The organism is Sphingomonas sp. Leaf230, assembly GCF_001421745.1.
Classification (GTDB): Bacteria; Pseudomonadota; Alphaproteobacteria; order Sphingomonadales; family Sphingomonadaceae; genus Sphingomonas.
Genome location: NZ_LMKW01000013.1, coordinates 103563 through 116341, shown reverse-complemented (window position 1 = coordinate 116341; position 12779 = coordinate 103563). Strand labels below are relative to the sequence as shown.

At 66.2% G+C, this 12779-nt stretch carries 11 protein-coding genes; 5 read left to right on the top strand and 6 right to left on the bottom strand.

Annotated features, from left to right (window positions below):
* The first annotated feature begins 310 nt into the window (after positions 1-310).
* The 3 genes from ASE82_RS17640 (at position 311) to clpS (ending at position 3349) form a co-directional block, all read left to right on the top strand.
* Positions 311-2023, top strand: a complete 1713-nt coding sequence (locus ASE82_RS17640; protein WP_056066420.1) for a PHA/PHB synthase family protein — start codon at positions 311-313, stop codon at positions 2021-2023.
* Between the two features lie 333 nt (positions 2024-2356).
* Positions 2357-2806 (top strand): phasin family protein, encoded by a 450-nt coding sequence (locus tag ASE82_RS17635; protein ID WP_162236761.1) that lies wholly within the window; start codon positions 2357-2359, stop codon positions 2804-2806.
* Positions 2807-2998: 192 nt separating this feature from the next.
* A complete protein-coding gene (gene clpS / locus ASE82_RS17630) occupies positions 2999-3349 on the top strand; it encodes an ATP-dependent Clp protease adapter ClpS (protein WP_056066412.1) in 351 nt (116 codons plus the stop codon).
* A 39-nt stretch (positions 3350-3388) separates the two neighbouring features.
* Here clpS and ASE82_RS20335 read toward each other — a convergent pair whose 3' ends face one another.
* Both ASE82_RS20335 and ASE82_RS20330 read right to left on the bottom strand, forming a co-directional pair.
* Positions 3389-3649: a helix-turn-helix domain-containing protein gene (locus tag ASE82_RS20335; protein WP_335337816.1), complete on the bottom strand. Its 261-nt coding sequence runs from the start codon at positions 3647-3649 to the stop codon at positions 3389-3391.
* A 28-nt stretch (positions 3650-3677) separates the two neighbouring features.
* On the bottom strand, positions 3678-4112 hold the full coding sequence (locus ASE82_RS20330) for a Crp/Fnr family transcriptional regulator (RefSeq protein ID WP_335337815.1): 435 nt from the start codon (positions 4110-4112) through the stop codon (positions 3678-3680).
* Positions 4113-4312: 200 nt separating this feature from the next.
* Between ASE82_RS20330 and murA the strand changes: the two genes are divergently transcribed.
* Complete coding sequence (gene murA, locus ASE82_RS17620) at positions 4313-5596, top strand: UDP-N-acetylglucosamine 1-carboxyvinyltransferase (RefSeq protein ID WP_056066409.1); 1284 nt, start codon at positions 4313-4315, stop codon at positions 5594-5596.
* A gap of 396 nt (positions 5597-5992) precedes the next feature.
* Here the strand turns inward: murA and phbB are convergent, their stop codons facing one another.
* From phbB to ASE82_RS17595, 4 genes are all read right to left on the bottom strand, one after another.
* Complete coding sequence (phbB, locus tag ASE82_RS17610; protein WP_056066403.1) at positions 5993-6715, bottom strand: acetoacetyl-CoA reductase; 723 nt, start codon at positions 6713-6715, stop codon at positions 5993-5995.
* Positions 6716-6745: 30 nt separating this feature from the next.
* Positions 6746-7753, bottom strand: coding sequence for a ferrochelatase (gene hemH, locus ASE82_RS17605; RefSeq protein ID WP_056066400.1), 1008 nt, complete (start codon positions 7751-7753; stop codon positions 6746-6748).
* On the bottom strand, positions 7750-9933 hold the full coding sequence (locus ASE82_RS17600; RefSeq protein WP_056066397.1) for a xanthine dehydrogenase family protein molybdopterin-binding subunit: 2184 nt from the start codon (positions 9931-9933) through the stop codon (positions 7750-7752). The genes hemH and ASE82_RS17600 overlap by 4 nt, the downstream gene beginning before the upstream one ends.
* 158 nt (positions 9934-10091) lie before the next feature.
* A complete protein-coding gene (locus tag ASE82_RS17595; protein WP_200910746.1) occupies positions 10092-11795 on the bottom strand; it encodes a class I adenylate-forming enzyme family protein in 1704 nt (567 codons plus the stop codon).
* 37 nt (positions 11796-11832) lie between these two features.
* Here ASE82_RS17595 and lgt point away from each other — a divergent pair, with 37 nt between their 5' ends.
* Positions 11833-12768, top strand: coding sequence for a prolipoprotein diacylglyceryl transferase (gene lgt / locus ASE82_RS17590; protein WP_082441687.1), 936 nt, complete (start codon positions 11833-11835; stop codon positions 12766-12768).
* Positions 12769-12779: the final 11 nt, after the last annotated feature.

Here is a 12779-nt window from a genome sequence, read left to right as displayed (position 1 = left end):
CAACCCCGGTCACCATCAACCCTCGTCGCCACCAACCCTCGTCACCCAACTTCCGTCACCCAACTTCCGTCACCCCAGCGAAAGCTGGGGTATCCCGGTTCGGGTCGCACCCTTCGACAACGGGGATACCCCAGCTTTCGCTGGGGTGACGGGGGGTGGGGTTGGTGAGGGACGGAGTCAGGGCAGATGACGGGCTCGTCGCAGACGACAGAATCGCGGCAGACGGGAATCGTGACGGTACGTCGTACAGGGCAGTTAGCTTCCGCTAGCCGCGCGACTGCGTTAAGCAACCGAAAAAGCAGAGGATGCCATGGCCGATACGCCTTCCGACGCCCCGACCCTTCCCGATCTCCAGCACTGGACCTGGGTGATGGGCCGCGCGCAGCAGTTGATGATGGAGCAGGGCCTCGCCGCGATGCAGGCTAAGCCTGACGGCCTCCCCGCAATCCCCGGCTTCACCGATCCCGCCACCCTGGAGCGCGCCCGCGACTTCTGGACCGAGAGCCTGACGCTGTGGCAGCGCTTCCTCGATCCAACCAAGGCGCCCGGACCCGCGCCGATAACCGATAAGCGCTTCAAGGCGCCGCAGTGGCGGGAGCCCGTGTTCGACCTGATCCGCCAGAGCTACGAACTGATCGGCGACCACATGCTCCGCGGCGTCGAGGCGGTGGACGGGCTCGACCCCAAGCAGAAGGAGCAGTTGCGGTTCGCGACCAAGGGGTTCGTCGATGCGATGAGCCCGACCAATTTCGCGCTGACCAACCCGCAGGTGATCGAGAAGACGATCGAGACCCGCGGCGAGAATCTGCTGAAGGGCTTGCAGAACATGATGGCGGATCTTGCCCGCGGGCAGGTGACGCACACGCCCGACGGCGCGTTCGAGCTCGGGCGCAACTTGGCGATGACGCCGGGCAAGGTGGTGAAACGTACGCCGCTCTACGAGCTGATCCAGTATAGTCCGACCACCGAGAGCGTGCTGGCGACGCCGCTCGTCATCTTTCCGCCGTGGATCAACCGGTTCTACATCCTCGACCTGACGCCGGAGAAGAGCTTCATCCGCTGGGCGGTCGAACAGGGCATCACCGTGTTCATGGTGTCGTGGAAATCCGCCGATTCGAGCATGAAGGACGTCGTCTGGGACGATTATGTCGGTGCGCAGGTCGAGGCGATCGACACGGTGCGCGCCGCGATCGACGTGCCGGCGGTGCATACGATCGGATATTGCGTGGCGGGGACGACGCTGGCTGCGACGCTGGCGCTGCTGGCGGCGCGGGGGGAGGCCGCGAAGGTGGCTAGCGCGACGTTCTTTACCGCGCAGGTCGATTTCGCGCAGGCCGGCGAGCTGCAGCATTTCATCGACGACGAGCAGCTGAAGATGGTCGCGTCGCTGTCGCCCGAGGGGTTCCTCGACGGGCGCTACATGGCGACGACGTTCAACCTGTTGCGCGGGCGCGACCTGATTTGGAACTACGTCACGCAGAATTACCTGCTGGGGCAGGATTACGTGCCGTTCGACTTGCTCCACTGGAACGGCGACACGACCAACCTGCCCGCGAAATGGCATCTGAGCTATCTGACCGACCTGTACCGCGACAATTTGCTGGTGACCGGCACGATGACGGTGGACGGTACGCCGATCGACCTCACCAAGGTCTCCACGCCGAGCTATGTCCAGGCGGGGCGCGAGGATCATATCGCGCCGGCCGAAAGCGTCTGGAAACTCACGCACTTGTTTGCCGGGCCGCTGAAGTTCGTGCTCGCGGGCTCGGGGCATATCGCGGGCGTGGTCAACCCGCCGGCTGCGGGGAAGTATCAATACTGGACCAATCCGGGCGCGCACACGACGCTCGAGGACTTCGTTGCCGGCGCGACCGAGACGAAGGGTAGCTGGTGGCCGGACTGGGTCGAATGGTTGCGTGCACTTGGCGTCGAGACGGTCGCGGCGGACGGCGCGCGGCTGCCGGGCAAGGGGGCGCTGAAGGCGCTCGGTGAGGCGCCGGGCGAGTATGTAAAGAGCCGATAGCGCCACCTTACGTGCGCGTCATGGTGCAGTGCACAATTTTATTGTGCGGCGCGAGAATTGGTGTATGAAGACCGCGACATAACTCCGAAGAGAGGTGCGTGGATGGTGGATATCGTGAAACGGACGGCCAAGGCCGGTTCGAAGCCTGCCGCCATCGCGAAGGCTCCTCGGACCGTCGCCAAGCCGGCGAAACCGGCATTCGAGCCGATCGCCAAGACGCCGGCACCTCAACCTCTCGCGGCTGCTTTTGTATCGCCGCACACGGACATTCCCGCCCCGATTCAGGCCGTTGCGCCAACGGGGATCCCTGCCAGCGAAACAAAGGACGCCATAATGGACACGATCCAGAGCATCACCGAGAAGACCAAGGCCCTCTTCAGCGGCGCGAACACTGCCGAATTCAACGAGCAGGCCAAGGGCGCGATGGAGAAGTCGGCGAAGATGGCGGAAGATTTCGTCGCATTCGGCAAGGGCAACGTCGAGGCGCTCGTCGAGTCGTCGAAGATCGCCGCGAAGAACGTCGAGGCGCTCGGCCAGGAAGCTGCCGACTACGCCAAGACCTCGTTCGAGAGCGCGACCGAAGCCGCCAAGACGCTCGCCGCCGCCAAGTCGCCAACCGAGTTCATGAAGCTCCAGGGCGATTATGCGCGCACCGCGTTCGACACGATGATCGCCGAGGGCTCGCGCTCGACCGAGCGGATGCTGAAGATGTTCGGCGAGTTCGCACAGCCGATCTCGAACCGCGTTGCGGTCGCGACCGACAAGATGAAGATCTCGGCCTAAGTCGACAGCGCGCCACCTTCGGGCAGTGCGTTACGAAAGGGGCGGCCGTCACGCGACGGTCGCCCCTTTTGCGTTTGCGGTTTTCGCGCGACGTGTGCCGGCGCCCCCTTGCCCTTGCCCCCCGGCATGCCATATTTTGGCAGCATGCTTTTGACCCCTGAAATGACGACTCCCCAGCGGACGGGCGAGCAGATGGCCGAGCGCCGCGACGATAATGGCGAGGACGGCCATGATGGCACCGGGGGCGGTACCGGCGCCGGCATCGCGACCAAGACGCGCGCGAAGACCAAACAGCCGACGCCGTACCGCGTGCTGATGCTCAACGACGACTATACGCCGATGGAATTCGTCGTGCTGTGTCTCCAGCGCTTCTTCCGCATGGACATGGAGGCCGCGACTCGCGTGATGCTGCATGTTCACCAGAAGGGCGTCGGGGTGTGTGGTACGTTCAGCTACGAGGTGGCGGAGACCAAGGTGTCGCAGGTGATGGATTTCGCCAAGCAGAACCAGCACCCGCTACAGTGCACGCTGGAGAAGGCTTGACCTGATCTCTCCTACCCTCTGACGGGGTAGGATCGAGGTTCACCGCGCTGGCGGCAACCAGCGCAGGTCGAGCCCTTCGAAGCGGTCGATGTAGTTCGCCGCCTGCGCCAGTTGCACCTCGTTGAGCAGCGTGACGCGGCCCATCTCGCGGCGGATCAGGCCGTCCTCTTCGAGCTGGCGCAGCATGCGGTTGACGTGGACCGCCGTGAGGCCGGTGGCGTCGCCGATCTCCTCCTGCGTCAGACCGAGCGTGAAGCTGTTGCCCATAGCGCGATCGCGCATCCGGAGGCGGTTACGCATCTCAAGTAGCAACGCCGCGATCCGCGCCTTAGCCGAGCGCGGCGAGCCGGTCGGTCAGCGCGACCTTCTCCATCTGGTTCATGACCATGATGAGCGCCGACAGCCGTGGATGATCGGTGACCAGCCCGGTCATCGCCGAGCGATCGAATGAGCACACCGTGCAGTCGGTCAGCGCGACCACCGTCTCGGGCGAATCGCGGTAGACCAGCGCGGAGACCGCCAGCATGTCGCCGGCATAGAGAAAGCGGAGAATCTGGCGGCTGCCGTCGTCGAGCAGCACATAACTCATCGCCATGCCGCGCTGCAGGATGAAGAGTTCGGCCTGCGGATCATTCTCGCGCACGAGGACGGCACCGCGACGCAAGTCTCGCGGGCGCTCCTCCAACCGCGCTAACGCAGCCTTCTCGTTCATCGACAGGTCGATGAGATCGCCGACGCGGTCGGCGAAGCAGCTGTCCGGCACTCTGTAATGGTCCCCAATGTTCGAGAACCACAGAGCAAAGCTAGGATTTCCGCGCATTAAAGTCGATCAAGCGGGGTGTGTTAGCGCTTCGGATGGCGCGCCCGGTCCCGACGCGGGACTCGACCCCCGGCCAGCATCCGCCTGTCGCCCGATCGATGCGCGGCCCTTGCGCAGAACGCCAGCCGCGATAGACACCCGGGATGGACCGTATTCTCATTCGCGGCGGCAATCGCCTGTCCGGGCGCTTGCCCATCTCCGGCGCGAAGAACGCCGCGCTCACGCTGATGCCGTGCGCGCTGCTGACCGAAGAGCCGCTGACGCTGCGTAATTTGCCGCGGCTGGCGGATGTCGACGGCTTCGGCCACCTGCTCAACCAGCTTGGCGCGTCGACCGCGATCCAGGGCACGCGGCCGGAGGATTTCGGCCGGGTGATGACGATCCGCGCGGGAAACCTCACCTCGACCGAGGCGCCGTACGACATCGTCCGGAAGATGCGTGCATCGATCCTGGTGCTCGGGCCGCTGCTTGGGCGCGGTGGCGAGGCGACGGTGTCGCTGCCGGGCGGCTGTGCGATCGGCAATCGCCCGATCGACCTCCACCTGCGCGCACTTGAGGCGATCGGTGCCGAGCTCGAGATGGCGGCGGGTTATGTGAAGGCGATCGCGCCGGGCGGACGTCTGCCGGGCGGACGTTATCGCTTCCCGATCGTGTCGGTCGGCGCGACCGAGAACGTCGTGATGGCGGCGGTGCTCGCCAAGGGAACGTCGGTGATCGAGAACGCCGCGCGCGAGCCGGAGATCGTCGACCTGTGCAACTGCCTAGTCGCGATGGGCGCGTCGATCGACGGGATCGGCACCGAGACGCTGACGATCGAAGGCCGCGATCGGCTCCACGGCGCGACCTATGCGGTGATGCCCGACCGGATCGAGGCGGGCAGCTATGCGTGCGCGGCGGCGATCACCGGCGGCGACCTGGAGCTGGTCGGCGTGTCGATCCCGGATATGGGCGCGACGATCGATGCCCTGGTGGAGGCGGGCGTGTCGGTGACGCCGACCAAGGACGGCGTGCGCGTGGCCTCGGACGGCGGGCTGCAACCCCTGACCCTCTCGACCGCGCCGTACCCCGGGTTCGCGACCGACATGCAGGCCCAATTTATGGCAATGCTTTGTATGGCCGACGGCGCCAGCATGCTGACCGAGACGATCTTCGAGAACCGCTACATGCACGTACCCGAACTGGCACGAATGGGCGCGGACATTCAGGTCCATGGCCGTACCGCGATGGTCCGCGGCGTCGACAAGCTGGTCGGGGCGCAGGTTATGGCGACCGACCTGCGGGCTTCGATGAGCTTGATCTTGGCGGGGTTGGCGGCGGATGGCGAGACGTCTGTGGGCCGGGTGTATCACCTCGACCGTGGGTATGAGCGTCTTGAGGAGAAGCTGAGCGCGGTGGGTGCGGATATCGAGCGCGCCAGCGACGGATGATTGGGGCTGGGGCGTCGGTTGAGCCGGGGTAGCCTCTCCCCTCCGGGGAGAGGGTTGGGTGAGGGGTAGCCAAGCAATGCTGCGCTTGGAACAGCCCCTCACCCCGACCCTCTCCCCGGAGGGGAGAGGGAGTAGGTTGCCGAGCGCTTCGTTGGCTTCCTTGCTCGCCGCGGACGCTGTGGCGTTCGGTGTAAGCAGCGCTACTCGTTCCCCCGCGAAGGCGGAGCCCCAGGATCAAGCAATACTGTGCTTGGTAATCCGGTAGACATCTATTCAGCGCCGCCGGCAAAGCCGTCGTCGGACGGGTTCGGTGAACCGACCCGCCGGCCGTGCCGGGCGCTGCCCGCTTCGCTTTTGCTCGCGGGCATCGGCTGCGCTTTGTGCTGCCTGCGCCCGTCAGTACATGTGCTGCCCGCCATTGATGCTCAACGTCGACCCGGTGACGAACCCGCCCTCCTCCGAGCACAGGAACGCGACACCGCGGGCGATCTCGGTCGCCTGGCCCAGCCGCCCGACCGGGATCTTCGCGACGATCTTCTCCAGCACGTCGGCCGGCACTGCCGCCACCATGTCCGTATCGATATACCCAGGCGCGATTGCGTTGACGGTTACGCCCGCACGCGCACCCTCTTGCGCTAACGCTTTCGTAAAGCCGTGGATGCCGGACTTGGCCGCAGCATAGTTCACCTGGCCGTACTGCCCGGCCTGCCCGTTGATCGAGCCGATGTTGACGATCCGTCCCCATTTGCGCGTGCGCATGCCGGGGAATACGGCCTTGGCCATGTTGAAACACCCGCCTAGATTGGTGTCCATCACCTCTTTCCAATCCTGGTATGTCATCTTCAGGATGGTGCCGTCACGGGTGATGCCCGCGTTGTTCACGACGATATCGACATCGCCCAGATCGGCGGCGACCTGCGCGCAGCCGGCCTGGCACGCGTCGTAGTCGGCGACGTCCCACTTGTACGCCTTGATCCCGGTGCGCTCGGTGAATTCGCGGGCGCGGTCATCGTTGCCGGCATAGGTGGCCGCTACGGTCAGGCCCATGTCCTGTAGCGCGAGACTGATCGCTTCGCCGATTCCGCGCGTACCACCGGTTACAATTGCGACGCGTGCCATCAGTCTCTCTCCTCAGTGTTTTGCCGAAAGCTAGCCAGCCCGCACCCATCCTTCAAGCTCGCGTGCCAAAATGCTGCGCAACATTTCCACGCCGACCGGGCTGTCGTTGAGGCAGGGGAGATAGGCGAAGTGCGTGCCGCCGGCTTCCTCGAAGCTCTCGCGGCCTCGGATCGACAATTCCTCCAGCGTCTCCAGGCAATCGGCGGAGAAGCCCGGCGCGAAGATCGCCACCTTGGTCTTGCCCGCCTTGGCCAGCGCAACGAGCGTCTCGTCGGTTGCCGGCCCCAGCCACTTCTGCGGCCCGAACCGCGACTGGAACGCGATCGTCAGCTCGCGCCCCATCCGCTCGCCGAGCAACCGCGCGGTCTTCTGGCAGTGGCAGTGATACGGATCGCCCTGCTGCAACGTGCGCTTCGGCATCCCGTGGAAGCTGGCCACGATCGCGTCGGGCGTGAAATCGAGCGCGGAGAGCGCCTCTTCGAGCGAGTCCGTCAGCGCGTCGATATAGAGCGTGTCGTCATAGTAAGGCGGCAGCGTGCGGATCGCCGGCTGCCAGCGCAAACCGGCGAGATGCTTGAACGCCTTGTCGTTCGCCGTCGCAGTCGTTGCTGCGCAATATTGCGGGTAGAGCGGCGCGAGCAGGATGCGTTCGCAGCCCGCCGCCTTCATCGCCGTCAGCCGGTCCGACATCGACGGATTGCCGTAGCGCATCGCCCAGTCGACCAGCACGTCCGGCCCGAACGAATCTTTCAACGCGGCGGCCTGCAACCGCGTGATCGCGGCGAGCGGCGAGCCATCCTCGCGCCAGACCTGCGAATAAGCGTGCGCGGACTTTTTCGGGCGCGTGTTGAGGATGATGCCGCGCAGGATCGGCTGCCACGCGATCTGCGGGATTTCGACGACGCGCGAATCGGACAGGAACTCGCCGAGATAGCGCTTTACCGATTTCGCATCGGGGCCATCGGGCGTGCCGAGGTTCATCAGCAACACGCCGATCTTGGGCTTCGGAATCGGGGGATGATCGGGGGGCAGGGTCATGGCGCTGGTCTTAAAGGCAAATTGCGGATGCGGAAGCCCGTTGACGCATAGAGCGCGTTGGCGATCGCCGGTGCGACCGCGGGGACGCCGAGTTCGCCGACGCCGCCGGGGGCTTCGTCGCTGCGGATGACCTCGACGGTGATGTCGGGCGTGTCGGCGAGCCTTGGCAGGCCGATCGTGTCGAACCCGCGCGCGTCGGCGAGACCGCGGGTGAAGCCGGTCGAGGCGCCGAGTGCGGACGCCATGCCGAAGATCAGCCCGCCCTCGATCTGCTGACGGACGATGTCGGGATTGATCTGCGCACCGCAATCGACCGCGGCGACAAGGCGGTCGACCACCGGGCGCTGGTCCGCGCCTAAATGCGCCTCCGCCATGACGGCGATGTAGCTACCGCGGAAGGCGTGGGCGGCGATGCCCTGGCCGCTGCCGGCGACGCCGCCATCCCAGCCGCCGAGCGCCGCGGCGGTCGAGAGGCAGCGCGCGAGTCGCGGTTCGCCGCCGAGCATGGCAATGCGGAACGACATCGGTTCGGACTGGGCGGTACGCGCGAGTTCGTCGAGAAAGCATTCGGTGAAGAACGCGGTGTAGCCATGCGCGCCGCCGCGGAGGTGGCCGGTCGGGATACCGATCTCGGCGGGGTGATGCTCGACCGTATAGGCGGGGATGCGATAGACCGGCGTCGCGCCCGCAACGGCGTAGCGGTCGCCTTTGACGCCGATCAGCGCGGCTTCGGTCGCGAGGCCCGGCATCATCCGGCGTACCATCTCGGCGCCGGTGGATGGGGCTGCGATGTTCGCGCTCCAGCCCATGATCGCGCCGTTGGGGGCGAGCCGTGCGGCCATCTTCGCGACGGCGGGCGCCCGGTAGTGGTCGTGGAGCGAGTCTTCCCCGCGCGACCAGACTAGGCTGACCGGGCGGCGGAGTTTGATCGCGAGCACCGCCGCCTGTTCGGCGACGTCGTGTTCAAGCGCGGCGCCGAACGATCCGCCGATCAGCATCGGGTGGACGACGACGGCATCCTCGCTGAGGTCCGCCGCGTGCGCCGCTGCCGATCGTGCGAGCCCCGGCGCTTGCGTTGCCAGCCAGAGTTCGAGGCGGCCGTTGGAGAAGGAGGCGGTTGCGCTGCGGGTCTCGATCGCTGCGTGCAGGCCGAGGCCGGCGCGGTAGGTCGCGGTGACGAGCTTGGCACCCTGGAAGGTTGCGGCGACATCTCCCGCGGAGGCCATCTGCGTGCCGGGACGGGCTAGCGCGACGTCGAGTGCTGCGTCGATCGACCTGGTATCGGGGAGGGGCGCGTCGTTCTCGAATCGCGGGGCGAGGGCGTCGAGCGCCTTTTGTGCGGCCCACCCTGTTGTCGCCACGGTCGCGACCCAGCGCGGGTTCTCGACCACCGACAGAACGCCGCGGATGCGGTCGGCGGCGGCGCGGTCGACCCTTGTCAGGCGACCGCCGACGGGGCCTTGGCGGATTGCGGCGTGGACCATGTCGGCAAGGCGGACATCGCCTGCGAAGTTGGCCGAGCCGTCGACTTTCGAGGGCGTATCTAGGCGTGGGACCGACTTGCCGACCAGCTTGCCTGCGCCTTGGATGCCGAGCGGGAGGGGATCGGGGAAGGTGAACTTTGCGGCCTCTTCGGCGAGTTCGGCGAAGCGGATACGCTTGGCGCCGTACGTGCAGAAGCCGGCGTCGACGTTTACTCGGGTCCAGTCGGCGTCCCAGCGTTTGGCCGCGGCCATGCAGAGCAGCGCGCGGGCGCCTGCGCCGGCTTCGCGGCAAGCGTGCTCGAACATCCGGATCGAGCTCGATCCGCCGGTGAGCATTGGTTGTTCGAGGCTGTTTGGGAGGCGGTCGAACAGGCCTTCGAACAGGTCGTGTGTGCCGATTGGGTTGGCGTAGAGCGGGTTAAGCGGGGCGGGCTCGACGCCGATCGTGCGCCAGTCCGCGCCGAGCTCGTCCGCGACGATCTGGGGGAGGGTCGTGTAGACGCCCTGACCATGCTCGACCTGCGGGACGGCGACGGTGACATGGCCGTCGGTGCCGATCTTCAGCCACGCGCCGAACGGGGTTTCGCCTGGGTTGGCGACGAGATTGGGGGCGTAGCTGCGTGGCCAGAGACCCCACGCGACGACGAGGCCGATCCCCGCGCCGCCGCCGACGAGTATGCTGCGCCTGTTGATCATCGGTGCGCTCTAATCCTTCTCCCCCACGGGGAGAAGGTGGCGCGGAGCGTCGGATGAGGGGAAGTGGGTCTCCGGGGCCGTGCCGGGAGTCTCACTGCCCCTCTCCCTTCCGTCGCCAATTGGCTCCTCCCTCCCTCTCCCCGGAGGGGCGAGGGAATTTAGGCCAGCGCTCGATACGTGGCCTTGAGCGACACCTTGTCGATCTTCTCCGTCCCCAGTCTTGGCAGCGGCTCTTCCGAAATCCAGATGCGCTGCGGTATCTTGAACGCGGCGATGTGCTGGTGGAGGAACGCGGTCAGGTCGTCCGGGGTCAGCGTCTCGCCGTCCTGCGGGACCACTACTGCGCCGGGGACTTCGCCGAAGCGTTCGTCAGCCAACCCGAAGACCGCCGCCTCCGCGACGGCTGGGTGCTCGTACAACGCCGCTTCCACCTCCTGGCACGAGATGTTCTCGCCGCCGCGGATGATGATGTCCTTCTTGCGGTCGACGATGAACAGATAGCCGTCCTCGTCGAGGTAACCGATGTCGCCGGTGCGGAAATAGCCATCCGCGGTGAACGCCGCGGCGGTCGCATCCGGACGGTTCCAATATTCCTTGAAGTTGCAGATCGTGCGGATGCAGACCTCGCCGCGTTGGCCCTGGTCGAGCGGGTGGCCGGCATCGTCGAGGATCGCGAGATCGACCAACGGCGCGCCGGGGCGGCCGGCGGAATTGGGCTTGGCGAGGTAATTGCCGCGCCAGTTGCCGGTGCCGACCGCGTTGGTCTCGGTCAGGCCGTAGCCGATCAGCGGTGCGCTTCCGCCCATCTCCTCGTCTATGCGGCGGACGTGATCGACCGGGCGGGGTGCGCCCCCCGCGGCGAAATCGGTGACGGTCGACAGGTCGTAGTTCGCGCGATCGGGGTGGTTGAGGATCTCGAAGCTCATCAGCGGCACGCCGACGAAGTAGGTGACCCCCTCCGCCTCGATCAGCCGCATCGCCTCGCCTGCATCCCATTTTGGCATGAGCACGAGCTTGCGCCCCATCGCAAAGCTCTGGAGGAAGACCGGCACTTCCCCGGTGATGTGGAACAGCGGGATCGTCAGCAGTGTGACCGGTTGGCCGACCGGCGGATTGCCTTGCGCGGTGGCGATGCCGACCATCATCATCGCCTGGCCGAGATAGTTGAAGATGCCCTGCACGACCGAGCGGTGTTCGGACAGCGCACCCTTCGACTGGCCGGTCGAGCCCGAGGTGAACAGGATCGTCGCGTGATCTTCAGGCCCGAGCAGCGGCAGGTCGGCGGTGTGATCGTCCTTTGCAAACACCGGCGCGAGCGCAGCGTCGAGGACGCGCGAATCGTCGATCTCGACTACCGGTGCGGTCAGCCCGGCGATCTGCGCCAGACGCTTCACCCGGGGCGGGTCGGCGAACACGAGCGCGCAGTCGACCTCGCCGATCGCCGCCTCCAGTTCCTCGGACTGCCACCAGCCGTTGAGCAACGTCGCGACGCCGCCGGCGATGATGATTCCCATGTAGAGCACGATCCACGACGGCGAGTTGCGCATCGCGATGCCGACGCGGTCGCCCTTCGCGATCCCGTACCCGCCGACCCCGTGACTGCCGACGAGGGCCCGCGCGGTGCGTTCGGCCGCCGCGTAGACTTCGCCGAACGTCAGTCGCTCGTTCCCTGAGACGAGGAAGACGGTGTCGCGGTGCTCGTTGGAATAGTGCGCGAAATAGTAGCTGAGCGCGGGCGGGGCGGCGGCGATCGTCGGCAGCGTGACGCCGAACCGCTCGGCCGATCCGAGCGCGAGCATGCCGTCGGGCGCGGTCAGCGCGGCCATCGTCGAATCCATAGCCAGGTCCAGCTCGGTCCGCATATCGCTCTCCTACTTGGTCTTATCGTTATCGGTCTTTATGCAGGGGCGAACGCGTGGGGAAAAGCCTTTGATCCTGTCGACCATCACCGCCGCTGCGGGTGCCGTAGCGCCTGCCGTCGGCAATCACGTCCGCTTCGAGGATTTGGGGCTGCACCCCGACGTCTTCTCGATCGGCTTCTTTACGCTGCGCTGGTACAGCCTTGCCTATATCGGCGGGATCCTGCTCGGCTGGTGGTATCTGCTGAAGCTGCTCGCCCAGCCCGGCGCACCGATGGCGCGGCGGCATGCCGACGACCTGGTGTTCTACGCGACGCTCGGGATCATCCTCGGCGGGCGGCTCGGCTATGTGATCTTCTACGCGCCCGAAATGTTCCTGCATCCGCTGCGGATCTTCCGCCTCTGGGACGGCGGCATGTCGTTCCACGGCGGCGTCATCGGCACGTCGATCGGTCTGATCCTGTTTGCGCGCAAGCACCAGCTCAACTGGTTGCGCGTGCACGATTATATCGCGTGCTGTGTGCCGTTCGGGCTGTTCTTCGGACGGCTGGCGAACTTCGTGAATGGCGAGCTGTGGGGCAAGCCGACCGACGTCGCGTGGGGGATCATCTTCGAGCGCACCGTGCCGTTCGGGATGGTCGAGCCGGCGCGGCATCCGAGCCAGCTGTACGAGGCGGGTCTTGAGGGCATCGTCCTGTTCGCGCTGCTGTGGTTCGCGTTCTGGAAGACCAAGGCGCGGTACGATCCGGGCAAGCTCGTCGGGTTGTTCGTGCTCGGCTACGGGATCGCGCGGTTCACCGTCGAGTTCTTCCGCGAGCCGGATTCGCAGCTGCGCGCGTTTGCCGAGCATACCGGGCTGCACATGGGGCAGTGGCTGTGCGTGCCGATGATCGTCGGCGGCGCGTATCTGGTGGCGACGTCGGCCAAGCGGCGGGTGCGGGTCGAGTCGATCGCGGGGACGGCGAGCGTCGCTTAAGCTAAGTTTTT

Bases quoted from the DNA above. Each gene is read 5' to 3' on its own strand.
- ASE82_RS20335 (WP_335337816.1), bottom strand. From the start codon at position 3,649: ATGCGTAACCGCCTCCGGATGCGCGATCGCGCTATGGGCAACAGCTTC.
- lgt (WP_082441687.1), top strand. From the start codon at position 11,833: ATGCAGGGGCGAACGCGTGGGGAAAAGCCTTTGATCCTGTCGACCATC.
- phbB (WP_056066403.1), bottom strand. From the start codon at position 6,715: ATGGCACGCGTCGCAATTGTAACCGGTGGTACGCGCGGAATCGGCGAA.
- ASE82_RS17640 (WP_056066420.1), top strand. From the start codon at position 311: ATGGCCGATACGCCTTCCGACGCCCCGACCCTTCCCGATCTCCAGCAC.
- hemH (WP_056066400.1), bottom strand. From the start codon at position 7,753: ATGACCCTGCCCCCCGATCATCCCCCGATTCCGAAGCCCAAGATCGGC.
- ASE82_RS17595 (WP_200910746.1), bottom strand. From the start codon at position 11,795: ATGCGGACCGAGCTGGACCTGGCTATGGATTCGACGATGGCCGCGCTG.
- clpS (WP_056066412.1), top strand. From the start codon at position 2,999: ATGGCCGAGCGCCGCGACGATAATGGCGAGGACGGCCATGATGGCACC.
- murA (WP_056066409.1), top strand. From the start codon at position 4,313: ATGGACCGTATTCTCATTCGCGGCGGCAATCGCCTGTCCGGGCGCTTG.
- ASE82_RS17635 (WP_162236761.1), top strand. From the start codon at position 2,357: ATGGACACGATCCAGAGCATCACCGAGAAGACCAAGGCCCTCTTCAGC.
- ASE82_RS17600 (WP_056066397.1), bottom strand. From the start codon at position 9,933: ATGATCAACAGGCGCAGCATACTCGTCGGCGGCGGCGCGGGGATCGGC.